Below are 13,965 nucleotides of genomic sequence, written 5' to 3' on the forward strand. Positions count from 1 at the left end.
ATTCGGAGATGTTCGTGACGGCGATCTTTGTGGAACAGGCGCTGCTGCCCGAAGGCTGGCAAGGCAATGTGCGGATCGCTTTCGACGGCGGCCGCATCACCACGGTCGAGACCGCCACTTCCCCGCAGGCCGGCGACGAGCGCCATGCCATTCTGTTGCCCGGCATGCCCAATCTGCACAGCCACGCCTTCCAGCGCGGCATGGCGGGGCTCGCCGAATTGCGCGGCCCTTCGGCGGACAGTTTCTGGAGCTGGCGAGAGGTGATGTACCGCTTCGCGCTGTCGATGACGCCGGACCAGGTCGAGGCAGTGGCGGCGCAGCTTTATATCGAGATGCTGGAGGCCGGCTTCTCGCGCGTCGGCGAGTTCCACTATCTCCATCACGACCGTGACGGGAAGCCATATGCCAACATCGCCGAGATGGCGGAGCGGATCGCGGCGGCGGCTTCCGAGACCGGTATCGCTCTGACGCTGCTGCCGGTCTTCTACGCCCATTCCGCCTTCGGCGGCGCAGCTCCCAATGAAGGCCAGCGGCGATTCATCAATGATGTCGAGCGCTTCGGGCGGCTGCTTGAGAAAAGCCGCGAAGGCGTGTCGATGCTGGAGCAAGCGGTGGTCGGTGTTGCGCCGCACAGCTTGCGCGCGGCAACGCCGGACGAGCTCAATGCAGTCGTGGCACTGGCGCCGGACGGCCCGGTCCACATCCATGTCGCCGAGCAAGTCAAGGAAGTCGAGGATTGCGTCGCCTGGTCGGGCGCGCGGCCGGTTGAATTCCTGCTTGGCCAGGCATCAGTGGACAAGCGTTGGTGCCTGATCCACGCCACGCATATGAGCGAGGCGGAGACCATCGCCATGGCGAAGAGCGGCGCGATCGCTGGGCTCTGCCCGATCACCGAGGCCAATCTCGGCGACGGCACATTTGCCGCGCCGCTGTTTATCGAACAGGGCGGCCGCTTCGGCGTCGGTTCCGATTCCAACGTGCTGATCGGCCTGCCTGACGAGCTCAGGCAACTCGAATATTCGCAGCGCCTCGCCCACCGCGCCCGCAATGTTCTGGCGCGCGCCGGCGGCTCCACGGGGCGCGCGCTGTTCGATGCGGCATTGGATGGCGGCCGCCAGGCGCTCGGTGCCGGATCGTCACGGATTGCAGTCGGCGGTCCCGCCGATTTCGTCTCGCTCGACACCAACCATGCCTCGCTTGCGGGCAAGGCGGGAGACGCGATCCTCGACGCCTGGATCTTCGCCAATGGCAGCAAGGTGGATTGCGTCTGGGTGCACGGGAAAAAGCAGGTCAGCGGCGGCAGGCATGCGAAGCGTGAGGTTGTTGCCGAGCGATTCCGCCAGGTGATGACGGCGCTGTCCCAGAACTGAAGCAGGAAAGCCCATGAGCCTGGTCGAGACAGATGATGTTGAAAGTGGCGAGAGCGTCTCGCTACACCAGCGCATCCTGTCGGATATCCGCGAAAAGATCCTGTCCGGCGCCTGGGCGCCTGGCCATCGCATTCCTTTCGAGCACGAGCTGACGGCCGAATACAAATGCTCACGCATGACGGTGAACAAGGCGCTGTCGCAGCTCGCCAAGGCGGGGCTGATCGAGCGCCGCCGCCGCTCAGGAAGTTTCGTGCGCCAGCCGCAATCGCAGGCGGCGGTGCTGGAGCTCCACGACATCCGGATCGAGGTCGAGGCGCTCGGCCTGCCCTATCGCTACGAACGGCTTGAGCGGCTGAAGCGGCGCAGCAGCGCCGAGGACCGCGCGCTGCTCGGGCTCTCCGCTCCGGGTCCGGTACTTTGGCTGGAAAGCCTGCATTTTGCCGGCGAACGGCCGTTCGCGCTCGAGCAGCGGCTGATCAATCTTTCAGCGGTGGCCGGGGCCGGAGAGGAAGAGTTCTTCGAGATCGCTCCCGGCCCGTGGCTGATCGGCCGCGTGCCGTGGAGCGAGGCCGAGCACCGCATCCGCGCCATGGCGGCTGATGAGACTATCGCCGATGCGCTCGACATCGATCCCGGCGCGCCCTGTCTGGTGGTCGAGCGGCGAACGTGGAGCGCGGAGCACCCAGTCACCCATGTGCGCTTCATCTATCCGGCGGAAAGCCACACGCTGGTAGCGAGGTTTACGCCTTCGCAGGGGTAGCGCCAACGCCCCCCTTCTCCCCTTGTGGGAGAAGGTGGATCGGCGCGCAGCGCCGAGACGGATGAGGGGTGCTGGAAGAAATGGGGCGCCGGAAAATTGAAGGATTGGAAGTGCCTAATTCTTCCATGCCGCGATTCTTCCAACACCCCTCATCCGGCCGCTTCGCGGCCACCTTCTCCCACAAGGGAAGAAGGCAAGGCTGGCGCTAAATCGCCGCCGTAACAATAATCTCGACCAGATATTCCGGGCCGGCGAGCTTGGCTTCGCCGGTGGCGCGGGCCGGTGTGTGGCCCTGCGGCACCCACTTGTCCCATTCCGAGTTCATCTCGGCGAAGGTGCTCATGTCGGCCAGCCAGATGATCGTCTGCACGATCTTGGTCTTGTCGGTACCGGCCTTGGCCAGCAATTCGTCGATGGTCTTCAGGATGTCGCGGGTCTGCGAGGCGACGTTGCCGCCGGGCGCGCCGACCTGACCGGCCAGATAGACGGTGTTGCCGTGGATGACGATCTGGCTCATACGCGGGCCGACATCGATGCGACGAATGCTCATGGGAGGTTCCTTCTTTTCCAGGGTCGCGCTTGTTTAGAGTCCGTGCCGGCTCCGGGCAAGGCCACCGGACGCGAAACCAATTGAGCCAATTGTCCGGCTTCGGCCGTTCGCATACACGCCGAGTTGACCGGCCGGGACACAATTCCGCCCCGGCGGCGTGTTGACTAATGTAATAACATCACATATCGACGATGCACTCGTTTTAGCGGACCGCCGGAACGTCCTATGATGACCAATGCCTGCCTGACCTTCCGCGACCTGACGCTCGGCTACAACAGCCATCCGGCCATTCATCACCTCAACGGCATCGTCAGAAAAGGCTCGCTGACCGCTGTGGTCGGCGCCAACGGCTCGGGCAAGTCGACGCTGATGAAGGGCATCGTCGGCGTGCTGAAGCCGATGGAAGGCGCGGTTGTCCGTGCCCCCGGCGTGCGCACCGCCTATCTGCCGCAGCAGTCGGAACTCGACCGCACCTTCCCGGCGCGCGTCGTCGACCTGGTCTCGCTCGGGCTTTGGCCCAAGCGCGGCATGCTCGGTCGCTACACCAAGGAGGATCGCGAGTCCGTCAGCAAGGCACTGATGGCTGTAGGACTCGGCGGCTTCGAGACGCGCCCGATCGACACGCTGTCCGGCGGGCAGCTGCAGCGCACGCTGTTTGCCCGCGTGCTTCTGCAGGACGCCGACCTCATCCTGCTCGACGAACCGTTCAACGCCGTCGACGCCAAGACCGTCGGCGACCTCATCCAGCTCATAAAACGCTGGCATGGCGAGGAGCGCACGATCATGGTCGTCGTCCACGACCTCGATCTGGTGCGGCAGAATTTTCCCGAAACGCTGCTGCTTGCCCGCCAGCCCGTCGCCTGGGGCGAGACGCGGGAAACACTGCGGCCGGAAAACCTTCTCAAGGCGCGGCGCTTCCACGAAGCCTGGGAAGAGAATGCGCCCTGGTGCGAGCCAAGCGAACACGACCATAGTCATGACCACGGACACGATCATGCGCATGTGCATGATCACCATCACGATCACGGCTCCGGACCGAGGGCCGCGTGATGGAATTCCTCTACGGCCTGTTCATCGCGCCTTTCGCCGATTTCGCCTTCATGCAGCGGGCGCTGTTCGGCTCGCTGATGCTGTCGCTCGGCGCCTGCCCGGTCGGCGTCTTCCTGATGCTGCGGCGCATGAGCCTGTCGGGCGACGCGATGGCGCATGCCATCCTGCCCGGCGCCGCGGCCGGCTTCCTGCTCTACGGCCTCGAGATCCTGCCGATGACTGTCGGCGGGCTGATCGCCGGCATCATCGTGGCGCTCGGCGCGGGCGCCGTCTCGCGCTTCACCATCCAGCGCGAGGACGCCTCGATGGCGGCCTTCTATCTCATCTCGCTCGCCGTCGGCGTGCTGATGGTGTCTATCCGCGGCTCCAGCGTCGACCTGATGCATGTGCTGTTCGGCACGGTGCTGGCGCTCAACAATGAGGCGCTCACCTTGATCGGCGGCATCGTGGTGGTGACGCTCGCCAGCCTCGTCATCTTCTGGCGCGCGCTGGTTGCCGAATGCCTCGATCCGCTGTTCCTGCGCTCGGTGAGCCGCATGGGCAGCCCGGTGCATTTCATCTTCCTCGGCCTCGTCGTGCTGAACCTCGTCGGCGGCTTCCAGGCGCTCGGCACGCTGCTGTCGGTAGGGCTGATGATGCTGCCGGCGGCCTCCGCCCGCTTCTGGACGGTGCGCGTCGAGCCGATGTGCGTGCTGGCCGTGCTGATCGGCTTTGCCTCCTGCGTCGCCGGGCTGCTTCTGTCCTACCACGCGTCGCTGCCGTCCGGCCCGGCGATCATCCTTTCAGCCGGCGTCGTCTATTTCTTCTCGATCGTGTTCGGCTCGCGCGGCGCGCTGCGCGCCCGCATCGTGCATCACCGCCACCGCACCGCCTGATCCCCAAGCAAGGAGACCTACCCAATGCTGAAATCCTTCCGTGCCGCCCTGGCGATGAGCGTTATAACATTAAGCGCCTTCGCAACCTCGTCGGCCTTCGCGGCCCCGCTCAAGGTGGTGGCGAGCTTCACGGTCATTGCCGATTTCGCCAAGAATGTCGGCGGCGGCGACCGCGTCAACATCACCACCATCGTCGGGCCGGATGGCGACGCGCATGTCTATGAGCCGAGCCCGGCGGATGCGGTGGCGATGGCAAAAGCCGATGTCGTGCTGGTCAATGGCTTGCATTTCGAAGGCTTTTTGCAGCGCCTTGTCGACGCCAGCGCCACCAAGGCCGCGATCGTCACCTTGACCAAGGGCGTGATGCCGATCGACTTCAAGCCGGAATTCGCCGATGCGGACGCCGCTGAAGGCGCAGGCAAGACGGTCACCGACCCGCATGCCTTCCAGTCGATCGCAAACGCCAGGATCTATGTGAAGAACATCGCCGATGCCTTCTGCGCGGCGGACAGCGAGAGCTGCGACAGCTACAAGGCCAACGCCGCCGCCTACACCGCCAAGCTCGATGCGCTGGAAGGCGAGGTGAAGGCGGCGATCCAGTCGATCCCCGAGGCGAAACGCGTGGTCATAACCTCGCATGACGCCTTCGGCTATTTCGAGCACGAATACGGACTGACGTTTCTGGCGCCGCAGGGCATCTCGACTGATTCCGAGCCTTCGGCCGCCGACGTCGCCAAGCTGGTTGAGCAGATCAAGCAGGATAAGGCGGCCGCGATCTTCATCGAGAACATCACCAATCCGCGGCTGATCGAGCAGATCGCCGGCGAAACCGGCGTCAAGGTCGGCGGCACGCTCTATTCGGACGCGCTGTCCGGTTCCGACGGCCCGGCTTCGACCTATATCGACATGATGCACAACAACATCACGCAGATCAAAGGCGCGATCCTGGGAAGCTGAGCCGAGCTCGTCGGGCTTGCGCGGCGAAACGGCCAACGCCGCCTTTTCCAGCCGGACCATTTCCGGCTGGATTCCCATGCGAAAAAGTCTATCTGCTGAATGATGATCTCCTGATCGACGCGGATTGACCTTTCCATGACCGTCTTCACGCCTTTCCAGTCCCTGCTTGGCGGAACCCTCATCGGCCTGTCGGCCGTGCTGCTGATGGCGTTGCATGGCCGTATTGCGGGAATGACAAGGATACTGACCGGCGTTATCCCGCCAGTGTCCGCCGACTGGAAGTGGCGCGCTGCCTTTCTCGCCGGCGCAATCGGCGCCCCGTTGCTGATCCGGCTCGCCGGCAAGGATATCGAATTCAATGTGCCGGTGCCGACGCTGGCCCTTGTCGTCGGCGGCTTTCTCGTCGGTGTCGGCGTGCATTTCGGCGGCGGTTGCCCGAGCGGACACGGCATTTGCGGCATCGCGCGATTGTCACCGCGCTCGTTCGTCGCCGTGGCGACCTTCATGGCCACCGCCTTCGTCACCGTTTTTGTCATCCGTCATGTGATTGGAGGCTGAACCATGGGCAAGCTTGTCTCGGCCTTCGTGATCGGCGAACTTTTTGGTTTGGGCATCGCTGTTTCCGGCATGATCAATCCGGCGAAAGTGCTGAATTTCTTCGACATCGCCGGAACCTGGGACCCCAGCCTGATCTTCGTGATGGGCGGCGGCTTGGCCGTTGCCTTCGGTGGTTACCGCCTGATATTCGCCCGACGCAAAAGGCCGGTGTTCGAAACGGCTTTCGCCTTGCCGAGCAAGAAGGACATCGACGGCCAACTCGTCTCCGGCGCTGCGCTGTTCGGCATCGGCTGGGGCATTGCGGGCTTTTGCCCAGGCGGCGCCATCCCGGCGCTCGGCCTTGGCCGCGCGGCGACGCTGATCTTCGTCGTCGCGATGATCGCGGGCATCGCGGTGGCGCGCTTGGCCAGGACCCGGCTTGCGCGCCCGGCGATAACATAGGATTTTCGCCAAGGCAGCGGTTGCCGGCTAGCCCGGGGAGTGGCAGAAACTGCGCCCAAGCCAACAGGCGCTTAAGATTGCGAGGACCACATCATGGAATACCGCCAGATCAGCGACGACTATTCGGTCTCCGGCCAGATCCAGCCCGAGGACATCGCCGCCATCAAGGACGCCGGCTTCAGAAGCGTGATCTGCAACCGGCCGGACAACGAGCAGCCGGGCCAGCCCTCGGCCGACAGCGTCAAGGCTGCGGCACAAGCCGCCGGGCTTGCCTTCCGCTACATTCCGGTGATCAGCGGCCAGATCACCATGAACAATGTCGAGGACCAGGCAGAGGCGCTCGATGAGCTCGAAGGCCCGGTGTTCGCCTATTGCCGCTCCGGCGCACGCTGCACCAACCTCTATGGGCTGATCCAGCAGCAGCGGGGCTGAGGATTTCCAGCGAAGGTGTGCTGAGATTCAGGTCGGGCCGAGTCGAAGATGGCGGCTTCCGAGAACCGGCCTACGCCGGCCGTGGCCTTAACTGCAATGCCACTCATGAGTGCTTCGGCCGGCGAAGGCCGGAAGCGCAGGAAGCTGCCGTTTGTAGACCGGCCTCACCTGAATATCAGCACACCTTAAATCGGCAGCGCGCCGGTTTCCTTCAGCGTTTCCAGCACGATCGCCGTCTTCACATGCTGCACGGATTCGTGCGGCAGCAACACACCGTTGACGAACTCCGCCAGCGATTTGAGGTCGGGCGTCACCACTTTCAGGATGTAGTCCATCTCGCCGGTCAGCGCATGCGCCTCCTGCACCTCGGGCAGCCGCGCCACCAGCTCGCCGAAGCGCCGCGCGTTGTCGCGGTTGTGGGTGGCCAAGGTCACCGAGATGACGTTGACCAGCGAAAAGCCGAGGCGGTCGCGGTCAAGCACAGCGCGGTAGCCCCTGATATAGCCGTCCTCTTCCAGCCGTTGGCGCCGGCGCGAGCATTGCGAGGGCGAGAGGTTCACGCGCTCCGACAAATCATTGTTGGTGAGCCGCGCGTCGCCCTGCAGCAACGCCAGTATCTTGCGGTCAAATTGATCAATACGCTCATCATTCATGGATTTTTCTCCATCCATGCACGTTTTACGCACAACATGAGCATTTCAAGCGCTTGAATGCAAGCATCGTGCGGTCGTCCGGCGCTATAATGGATAAGGATGGCCAGAAACGGCCAAACAGCTTTTCGGAGGACTGCCATGGGCCCCTTCCCGCACGACGCCCCACCCGCCAAGATCAGCAAGCAGAACCCCGCCGGCACCGACGGTTTCGAATTCGTCGAGTTCGCGCATCCCGAGCCTGCCAAGCTCGCTGAGCTTTTCACCCGCATGGGTTATGTTGCGGTGGCGAAGCACCGCAGCAAGGACATCACCGTCTGGCGGCAGGGCGACATCAACTATGTGGTCAATGCGGAGGCCGGCTCGCATGCGATGAAGTTTGTCGACAAGCACGGCCCCTGCGCCGCCTCGATGGCCTGGCGCGTGGTCGATGCCAAGCACGCCTTCGACCATGCGGTGTCGAAAGGCGCCACGCCCTATGAAGGCATCGACAAGGCGCTCGACGTGCCGGCGATCGTCGGCATCGGCGGCTCGCTCCTCTATTTCATCGAGGCCTATGGCGAGAAGGGCTCGGCCTACGACGCCGAATTCGAGTGGCTGGGAGAACGCAATCCCAAACCGGAAGGGGTCGGCTTCTATTATCTCGACCACCTCACCCACAATGTCTATCGCGGCAACATGGACAAGTGGTGGGATTTCTATCGCGACCTGTTCGGCTTCAAGCAGATCCACTTCTTCGATATCGACGGCAAGATCACCGGGCTCGTCAGCCGGGCGATCACCTCGCCCTGCGGCAAGATACGCATTCCGCTGAACGAGTCCAAGGATGAGACCAGCCAGATCGCCGAATATCTGAAGAAGTACAATGGCGAGGGCATCCAACACATCGCGGTCGGCACCGACGCGATCTACGACGCCACCGACAAGCTCGCCGCCAACGGGCTGAAATTCATGCCCGGCCCGCCCGACACCTATTACGAGATGTCACACGAGCGCGTGCACGGCCATGACGAGCCGATCGAGCGGATGAAGAAGCACGGCATCCTCATCGACGGCGAAGGCGTCGTCGATGGCGGCATGACCAAGATCCTGCTGCAGATCTTTTCGAAGACGGTGATCGGGCCGATCTTCTTCGAGTTCATCCAGAGGAAGGGCGACGAAGGTTTTGGCGAAGGCAATTTCCGCGCCCTGTTCGAATCGATCGAGCAGGACCAGATCAAGCGCGGCGTGATCAAGCTGGACGGCAAGGCGGCGTAACGCCTGAGCTTGCGGCTCGGCCAATTATGACCTAAATTCTGGTCAGAAAGGTCGTGCTATGAATATCTCGATCGCCGAGGCTAAGGCCAAACTGTCGGAACTCGTCAGCCGTGCGGAAGCCGGCGAGGAGATCGTGCTCACGCGCCATGGCAAGGTGGCCGCGCGTATCGTACCGCCGGCGGTGGCAGCCCCCCTGCCGCGCATCGGTGCCTTGAAGGGCAAGATTCGGATTGCAGACGACTTTGACGAACTCGGTCCCGAATGGGACGAGTACGTGAAATGACAGTCGGCCCATTTCTCGCCGACACGCACATCATCCTCTGGTCGATCGCGGACGATCGACGTCTCAGCGAGCACCATCGCGCCATCCTGGCGTCGGATGCTGTAGTGTTCGCAAGCGCGGCAAGCGTTTGGGAAATCGCGATCAAACGTTCGATTGGAAAGCTCGAGGCGCCGGACGACCTGCCGGGGTTGCTTCCAAGGATGCAATTTCAGCCGCTTGCGATCACCTTTCAGCACGCGCGTGCGGTCGGCAACCTGCCCCATCACCATGGAGATCCCTTTGACAGATTGCTGATCGCGCAGGCGCGGGTAGAGAACCTAACCATCCTGACATCAGACCCGCATTTCGCCCGTTACGAGGTCGCGCTGGCCTGACTGCCATGCGATCGAGCTACTTTTGGAGGCCGGCGGCCTTCCGCAGAATGTCGTTGATCCGGCTCTGCCAGCCGGGTCCGCCGGCTCGGAAGCGGGCGACCACGTCGCTATCGAGCCGCAGCGTCACCTGCTTCTTCGGATTGTCGAGCGCCGGCCGGCCGCGCGAACGGCGAATGCTTTCGGCAAGATCCGGAAACACCTCGGTGAAGGGACGGGCATTTCTGAAATCCTCCTCTGTCCACCCCGGGTTGTCCGAGACGGCGTCCCAATCTTCCTTGGTGAAGCCCTTGCCTGGCTGGAACTCCTTGTCAGGTTTCGTAACGTTCAGCTTAGGTTTTGCCATCGAACAATCTCCTTTCCGTCCGGTTGGCCGGCCGCATCGAGACGATCGAAATGCCTTCGGTGCCAAGCCGGGCAAAGACCACGGCAACAACGCCGCCGACTATCCGACCAATCGCCTTGAAACGGCCGGCTTTGGCCGCCCGGACGTCGAGGCAAGGAAAAACTCCTCGTCCAACGCAGCGAAATCCAAGCCGTGTTTGTCAATGTTTGCCAAGCGTTTCGGTTCATCCCAAACGATCTTCATCGGAATTTATGTACCTACAATAATTAAGTCAATAATTTTCGTAACTACGATAATTCCTGAGCATTCTCGCTCGTTCAAAACCCCAGCCGCTCGACCTCATCCTTCCTGAGCTTGACATCGTAGTCGAGCAGAAACTCATCCAATTGCGGTGGCGGAACGGAAGTGCCGGAAAGCATGGCGTGCACCTCGCCGCGGTGATGGATGTCGTGCAGGAAGACATGGGCGAGGATATCGCCGATGCGTTCGGGGATCATGCCGTCCTCGCGGCGATCGGTGACGACGCGACGATCGAGATCGGCCTCCGACAGGCCATCGCAAAGGCGACGAGCCTGCGGTCGAAATCGGCCTGTGCCGCCGCCAGGCTTGCCGCATCGTCGAATGGCACGAAGGTGTCATAGGCGGCGGCGCCGAGGCCGCCATCCGTCAGGAAATCGAGATAGAGACGATCGACCGCGAGGATGTGGTTGAGCGTCTGCCTGATCGAGGGAAAGAAGCTGGCGCGCTCGGCTTCGAACTCGCCGGGCTCAAGCGCAAGCACGGCGCGATAGAGCCGGTCGTTCGACCATAGATTGTTGCGCGCCATACGGCGCAGGTGCGCGAGCAGGGTCACCTTTTCAGGTTCCTTTCTCCCCTTACCCCTCGTATCTCTCGACCTTCTGCTCGATGGCACCGAAGATCGAGTGGCCGGCCTTGTCCTTCATCTCGATGCGCACAGTGTCACCGAAGCGCAGGAAGGGCGTCTTCGGCTCGCCGCTCTCGATGGTCTCGATCATGCGCAGTTCGGCGATGCAGGAATAGCCGGCGCCGCCAGCCGAGACCGGCTTGCCGGGTCCACCGTCGAGTTTGTTGGAAACGGTGCCTGAGCCGACGATGGTGCCGGCGGCAAGCGGCCGTGTCTTCGCGGCATGCACGATGAGCGCCGGAAAATCGAAGGTCATGTCGACGCCGGCATTGGCGCGGCCGAATGGCTTGCCGTTGAGGTCGACCAGCAGCGCGAGATCGACCTTGCCGCCGTCCCAGGCGTCGCCCAATTCCTCCGGTGTCACCGCGACCGGCGAGAAAGCGGAAGACGGCTTCGATTGGAAGAAGCCGAAGCCTTTTGCCAGTTCCGGCCCCGTGATGGCGCGCAGCGTCACGTCGTTGACCAGCATGACGAGGCGGATCGCATCCCTCGCCTGTTCGAGGCTCGCGCCCATCGGCACATCGTCGACGATAACGGCGACTTCGGCCTCCATATCGATACCGAAGGCTTCGTCCGCCATGCGGATCGGATCGCGCGGCGCAATGAAGGAGTCGGACCCGCCCTGGTAGATCAGCGGATCGGTCCAAAAACTTGCCGGCATTTCGGCGCCGCGCGCCTTCCGCACCAGTTCGACATGGTTCACATAGGCCGAGCCGTCGGCCCATTGATAGGCGCGCGGCAGCGGCGAATGCGCGTCGTGCTCGTGGAATCGAGATGAAGGCACGGCATTGGTCTCGAGCGATTCCGCCATCGCCGCCAGATGCGGCGCAATCCGCCGCCAGTCATCAAGCGCCGCCTGCAGTGTCGGCACCAGGAAGGAAGCGTCGGTGAACCGCGTCAGATCGCGCGAGACCACGACCAGCTTCCCGTCGCGCGTCTCGTTCTTCAAAGTGGCAAGCTTCATGCGGTTTCCTCTCTTCACGCGGTCTGTGCCGCTGACCCCACAACAAGGCCGTTACGGGCGATCGTCAAGCCGCCCGTTCAAGTTTTCCCGACACTGATACCGCGGGTCAGGACCAGTCGCCCTCGGGCGTGCCGTTGAAACGCTTCTTCAGGTCGGCCCAGCAGTCGATGTAGTTCTCCTGCAGCGTGTCGAGTTCGGCGGCGTAACGCGTCAGCATCTGCGGAAAGCGCGTCTCGAACATGAAGGCCATGGTGTTGTCGAGCTTGACCGGTTTCAAGTCCGCGCGGGTGGCTTTCTCAAAACCTGTCGCATCCGGCCCATGCGCCAGCATCTGGTTGTGCAGGCTGATGCCGCCGGGCACGAAACCTTCTTCCTTCGCGTCGTACTGGCCGTGGATCAGGCCCATGAACTCGCTCATGATGTTGCGGTGGTACCAGGGCGGACGGAAGGTGTTTTCCGCCACCAGCCAGCGCGGCGGGAAGATGACGAAGTCGACATTGGCAGTGCCCGCCTCGCCGCTCGGCGCCGTAAGCACGGTGAAGATCGACGGGTCGGGATGGTCGAACAGGATGGCGCCGACCGGCGAAAAGGTCGCCAGATCATATTTATAGGGCGCGTAGTTACCATGCCAGGCGACGACGTCGAGCGGCGAATGGCCTAGCTCGGTGACATGGAAAGTGCCGCACCATTTGACGATCAGCCGGCACGGCGTCTCCTTCTCCTCGAACCAGGCGCAGGGCGTCTTGAAGTCGCGCGGATTGGCCAGGCAATTGGCGCCGATCGGCCCGCGATCGGGCATCGTGAACTTGGCGCCATAGTTTTCGCAGACATAGCCGCGCGCCTCCTTGTCGGCGAGCTCCACCTTGAATACGAGGCCACGCGGCAGCACCGCGATCTCGCCGGGCCGAAGCTCGATGACGCCCATCTCGGTGACGAAACGCAGCGCGCCGACCTGCGGCACGATCATGAGCTCGCCGTCGGCATTGAAGAAATGGTCGTCGACCATCGAGCGGTTGGCGACATAGACATGCGCCGCCATGCCGGATTGTCCCACCGCGTCGCCCGCCGTGGTCATGGTGCGCATGCCGGAGATGAAGTCGGTCGGCTCGGCGGGCATCGGCACCGGGTTCCAGCGGTACTGGCCGAGCGCCAGCTCATGATCGCCGATATTGGGCGCGGTCTTCCATAAAGGGTAGCTCGTCCCCTTGAAGCGGCTGGTGTGCCGGACACTCGGGCGGATACGGTAGAGCCAGGAGCGCTCGTTGGTGCCGCGCGGCGCCGTGAAGGGCGAGCCGGAAAGCTGTTCCGCATAAAGGCCGTAGGCGGGGCGCTGCGGTGAGTTGCGCCCCTGCGGCAGCGAGCCGGGCAGCGTCTCGGTCTCAAAATCGTTGCCGAAGCCCGGCATGTAGGAAAAGGCCATCCGATCCTCCCTGATCCCGGTTCCAAAGCCTGCCGGAGCGCGGCTTTCCGGGGATGTTGACCAAACTGGTTTCATTTGTAACCATCGAAAATGTAACTATCAACGGCGGACGCATTCGGGGTGCACTCATGGAACCGCAAATCCTCGAACTGGAAAGCTTCCTGCCCTACCGTCTCTATCGGCTGGCCGACACCGTCAGCCGCGAATTCTCGCGCATCTACAAGGAACGCCACGGACTGACGCGGCCGGAATGGCGCACGCTGTCAGGTCTTGGCCAGCGCGGCACGATGACCGCGACCGAACTCGGCGAGCAGTCGGCCATGCACAAGACCAAGGTGTCGCGCGCAGTCGCCGAGCTGGAGCGCCGGCGCTGGCTGACGCGCACGCCGGACGAGAACGATCGCCGCGTCGAGCACCTGATGCTGACCAAGCCTGGGCTCGCCGCCTATCGCGAGATGGTGCCGCTGGCGAAGGCGTTCGAAAGGGAGTTGCTGGCAAGGCTGAGTGTGGAGGAGCAGGTGGCGGTTGCGAAAGGGACGGCGGCGCTGGAGGTGGCCTTAGGGAACAAGTAGAGTGGGAACACCGATACGCTGGCGGGACAGCGCCCCCCTCTGTCCTGCCGGACATCTCCCCCACTTGGGGGGAGATCAGATGTCACGCCGGCTTTCGCCAATCTCCAGCGTTGAAGAGTGAGCGCCGGCGTCGAAGCTGCCAATCTCCCCCCTCGTGGGGGAGATGTCCGGCAGGACAGAGGGG

17 protein-coding genes and 2 pseudogenes are annotated in these 13,965 nt (G+C 63.1%); 12 read left to right on the forward strand and 7 right to left on the reverse strand.

Annotated features, from left to right (window positions below; genetic code table 11):
* Nucleotides 1-14 precede the first annotated feature (14 nt).
* Both EJ070_RS28400 and hutC read left to right on the forward strand, forming a co-directional pair.
* Nucleotides 15-1,370, forward strand: a complete 1,356-nt coding sequence (locus EJ070_RS28400; RefSeq protein ID WP_126094320.1) for a formimidoylglutamate deiminase — start codon at nucleotides 15-17, stop codon at nucleotides 1,368-1,370.
* 13 nt (nucleotides 1,371-1,383) lie between these two features.
* On the forward strand, nucleotides 1,384-2,130 hold the full coding sequence (gene hutC / locus EJ070_RS28405) for a histidine utilization repressor (protein ID WP_126094321.1): 747 nt from the start codon (nucleotides 1,384-1,386) through the stop codon (nucleotides 2,128-2,130).
* 205 nt (nucleotides 2,131-2,335) lie between these two features.
* Here the strand turns inward: hutC and EJ070_RS28410 are convergent, their stop codons facing one another.
* Nucleotides 2,336-2,680, reverse strand: a complete 345-nt coding sequence (locus EJ070_RS28410; RefSeq protein WP_126094322.1) for a RidA family protein — start codon at nucleotides 2,678-2,680, stop codon at nucleotides 2,336-2,338.
* Nucleotides 2,681-2,908: 228 nt separating this feature from the next.
* On the opposite strand from EJ070_RS28410, the gene aztA reads away from it, so the two are divergent.
* The 6 genes from aztA to EJ070_RS28440 all read left to right on the forward strand — a co-directional run bounded on the left by aztA (nucleotide 2,909) and on the right by EJ070_RS28440 (nucleotide 6,993).
* On the forward strand, nucleotides 2,909-3,730 hold the full coding sequence (gene aztA, locus EJ070_RS28415; RefSeq protein ID WP_126095936.1) for a zinc ABC transporter ATP-binding protein AztA: 822 nt from the start codon (nucleotides 2,909-2,911) through the stop codon (nucleotides 3,728-3,730).
* Nucleotides 3,730-4,605, forward strand: coding sequence for a zinc ABC transporter permease AztB (aztB, locus tag EJ070_RS28420; RefSeq protein WP_126094323.1), 876 nt, complete (start codon nucleotides 3,730-3,732; stop codon nucleotides 4,603-4,605). The genes aztA and aztB overlap by 1 nt, the downstream gene beginning before the upstream one ends.
* Before the next feature lie 24 nt (nucleotides 4,606-4,629).
* The gene (gene aztC, locus EJ070_RS28425) at nucleotides 4,630-5,562 is read left to right on the forward strand and encodes a zinc ABC transporter substrate-binding protein AztC (RefSeq protein WP_126094324.1); all 933 of its coding nucleotides are present in this window, start codon (nucleotides 4,630-4,632) and stop codon (nucleotides 5,560-5,562) included.
* Nucleotides 5,563-5,697: 135 nt separating this feature from the next.
* Nucleotides 5,698-6,120, forward strand: a complete 423-nt coding sequence (locus EJ070_RS28430; RefSeq protein ID WP_126094325.1) for a YeeE/YedE thiosulfate transporter family protein — start codon at nucleotides 5,698-5,700, stop codon at nucleotides 6,118-6,120.
* Between the two features lie 3 nt (nucleotides 6,121-6,123).
* A complete protein-coding gene (locus EJ070_RS28435) occupies nucleotides 6,124-6,561 on the forward strand; it encodes a DUF6691 family protein (RefSeq protein WP_126094326.1) in 438 nt (145 codons plus the stop codon).
* Nucleotides 6,562-6,654: 93 nt separating this feature from the next.
* Nucleotides 6,655-6,993, forward strand: coding sequence for a TIGR01244 family sulfur transferase (locus EJ070_RS28440; protein ID WP_126094327.1), 339 nt, complete (start codon nucleotides 6,655-6,657; stop codon nucleotides 6,991-6,993).
* A 185-nt stretch (nucleotides 6,994-7,178) separates the two neighbouring features.
* Here the strand turns inward: EJ070_RS28440 and EJ070_RS28445 are convergent, their stop codons facing one another.
* A complete protein-coding gene (locus tag EJ070_RS28445; RefSeq protein ID WP_126094328.1) occupies nucleotides 7,179-7,646 on the reverse strand; it encodes an Lrp/AsnC family transcriptional regulator in 468 nt (155 codons plus the stop codon).
* A gap of 138 nt (nucleotides 7,647-7,784) precedes the next feature.
* Here EJ070_RS28445 and hppD point away from each other — a divergent pair, with 138 nt between their 5' ends.
* The 3 genes from hppD to EJ070_RS28460 are packed head-to-tail and all read left to right on the forward strand — an operon-like array spanning nucleotide 7,785 to nucleotide 9,557.
* The gene (hppD, locus tag EJ070_RS28450; RefSeq protein ID WP_126094329.1) at nucleotides 7,785-8,900 is read left to right on the forward strand and encodes a 4-hydroxyphenylpyruvate dioxygenase; all 1,116 of its coding nucleotides are present in this window, start codon (nucleotides 7,785-7,787) and stop codon (nucleotides 8,898-8,900) included.
* A gap of 58 nt (nucleotides 8,901-8,958) precedes the next feature.
* Nucleotides 8,959-9,183 (forward strand): type II toxin-antitoxin system prevent-host-death family antitoxin, encoded by a 225-nt coding sequence (locus tag EJ070_RS28455; RefSeq protein ID WP_126094330.1) that lies wholly within the window; start codon nucleotides 8,959-8,961, stop codon nucleotides 9,181-9,183.
* Nucleotides 9,180-9,557, forward strand: a complete 378-nt coding sequence (locus tag EJ070_RS28460; protein WP_126094331.1) for a type II toxin-antitoxin system VapC family toxin — start codon at nucleotides 9,180-9,182, stop codon at nucleotides 9,555-9,557. Before EJ070_RS28455 ends, EJ070_RS28460 begins: the two co-directional genes overlap by 4 nt.
* A gap of 16 nt (nucleotides 9,558-9,573) precedes the next feature.
* Here the strand turns inward: EJ070_RS28460 and EJ070_RS28465 are convergent, their stop codons facing one another.
* The 5 genes and pseudogenes from EJ070_RS28465 to hmgA all read right to left on the reverse strand — a co-directional run bounded on the left by EJ070_RS28465 (nucleotide 9,574) and on the right by hmgA (nucleotide 13,209).
* On the reverse strand, nucleotides 9,574-9,900 hold the full coding sequence (locus tag EJ070_RS28465) for a BrnA antitoxin family protein (RefSeq protein ID WP_126094332.1): 327 nt from the start codon (nucleotides 9,898-9,900) through the stop codon (nucleotides 9,574-9,576).
* Nucleotides 9,887-10,143 (reverse strand): annotated as a pseudogene (locus EJ070_RS37235) (BrnT family toxin). Before EJ070_RS37235 ends, EJ070_RS28465 begins: the two are co-directional and overlap by 14 nt.
* A 74-nt stretch (nucleotides 10,144-10,217) precedes the next feature.
* A pseudogene (locus EJ070_RS28475) lies at nucleotides 10,218-10,753 on the reverse strand (DinB family protein).
* 22 nt (nucleotides 10,754-10,775) lie between these two features.
* On the reverse strand, nucleotides 10,776-11,789 hold the full coding sequence (locus EJ070_RS28480) for a fumarylacetoacetate hydrolase family protein (protein WP_126094333.1): 1,014 nt from the start codon (nucleotides 11,787-11,789) through the stop codon (nucleotides 10,776-10,778).
* Between the two features lie 106 nt (nucleotides 11,790-11,895).
* Nucleotides 11,896-13,209 (reverse strand): homogentisate 1,2-dioxygenase, encoded by a 1,314-nt coding sequence (hmgA, locus tag EJ070_RS28485; protein ID WP_126094334.1) that lies wholly within the window; start codon nucleotides 13,207-13,209, stop codon nucleotides 11,896-11,898.
* Nucleotides 13,210-13,337: 128 nt separating this feature from the next.
* Here hmgA and EJ070_RS28490 point away from each other — a divergent pair, with 128 nt between their 5' ends.
* Complete coding sequence (locus EJ070_RS28490; protein WP_126094335.1) at nucleotides 13,338-13,781, forward strand: MarR family transcriptional regulator; 444 nt, start codon at nucleotides 13,338-13,340, stop codon at nucleotides 13,779-13,781.
* Nucleotides 13,782-13,965: the final 184 nt, after the last annotated feature.

It is taken from the genome of Mesorhizobium sp. M1E.F.Ca.ET.045.02.1.1 (assembly GCF_003952485.1).
GTDB lineage: Bacteria > Pseudomonadota > Alphaproteobacteria > Rhizobiales > Rhizobiaceae > Mesorhizobium.

What these genes read in the sequence shown, in the direction of transcription:
- hutC (WP_126094321.1), top strand. Translation starts at nt 1,384, where the DNA reads ATGAGCCTGGTCGAGACAGATGATGTTGAAAGTGGCGAGAGCGTCTCG.
- EJ070_RS28410 (WP_126094322.1), bottom strand. Translation starts at nt 2,680, where the DNA reads ATGAGCATTCGTCGCATCGATGTCGGCCCGCGTATGAGCCAGATCGTC.
- aztA (WP_126095936.1), top strand. Translation starts at nt 2,909, where the DNA reads ATGACCAATGCCTGCCTGACCTTCCGCGACCTGACGCTCGGCTACAAC.
- aztB (WP_126094323.1), top strand. Translation starts at nt 3,730, where the DNA reads ATGGAATTCCTCTACGGCCTGTTCATCGCGCCTTTCGCCGATTTCGCC.
- aztC (WP_126094324.1), top strand. Translation starts at nt 4,630, where the DNA reads ATGCTGAAATCCTTCCGTGCCGCCCTGGCGATGAGCGTTATAACATTA.
- EJ070_RS28430 (WP_126094325.1), top strand. Translation starts at nt 5,698, where the DNA reads ATGACCGTCTTCACGCCTTTCCAGTCCCTGCTTGGCGGAACCCTCATC.
- EJ070_RS28435 (WP_126094326.1), top strand. Translation starts at nt 6,124, where the DNA reads ATGGGCAAGCTTGTCTCGGCCTTCGTGATCGGCGAACTTTTTGGTTTG.
- EJ070_RS28440 (WP_126094327.1), top strand. Translation starts at nt 6,655, where the DNA reads ATGGAATACCGCCAGATCAGCGACGACTATTCGGTCTCCGGCCAGATC.
- EJ070_RS28445 (WP_126094328.1), bottom strand. Translation starts at nt 7,646, where the DNA reads ATGAATGATGAGCGTATTGATCAATTTGACCGCAAGATACTGGCGTTG.
- hppD (WP_126094329.1), top strand. Translation starts at nt 7,785, where the DNA reads ATGGGCCCCTTCCCGCACGACGCCCCACCCGCCAAGATCAGCAAGCAG.
- EJ070_RS28455 (WP_126094330.1), top strand. Translation starts at nt 8,959, where the DNA reads ATGAATATCTCGATCGCCGAGGCTAAGGCCAAACTGTCGGAACTCGTC.
- EJ070_RS28460 (WP_126094331.1), top strand. Translation starts at nt 9,180, where the DNA reads ATGACAGTCGGCCCATTTCTCGCCGACACGCACATCATCCTCTGGTCG.
- EJ070_RS28465 (WP_126094332.1), bottom strand. Translation starts at nt 9,900, where the DNA reads ATGGCAAAACCTAAGCTGAACGTTACGAAACCTGACAAGGAGTTCCAG.
- EJ070_RS28480 (WP_126094333.1), bottom strand. Translation starts at nt 11,789, where the DNA reads ATGAAGCTTGCCACTTTGAAGAACGAGACGCGCGACGGGAAGCTGGTC.
- hmgA (WP_126094334.1), bottom strand. Translation starts at nt 13,209, where the DNA reads ATGGCCTTTTCCTACATGCCGGGCTTCGGCAACGATTTTGAGACCGAG.
- EJ070_RS28490 (WP_126094335.1), top strand. Translation starts at nt 13,338, where the DNA reads ATGGAACCGCAAATCCTCGAACTGGAAAGCTTCCTGCCCTACCGTCTC.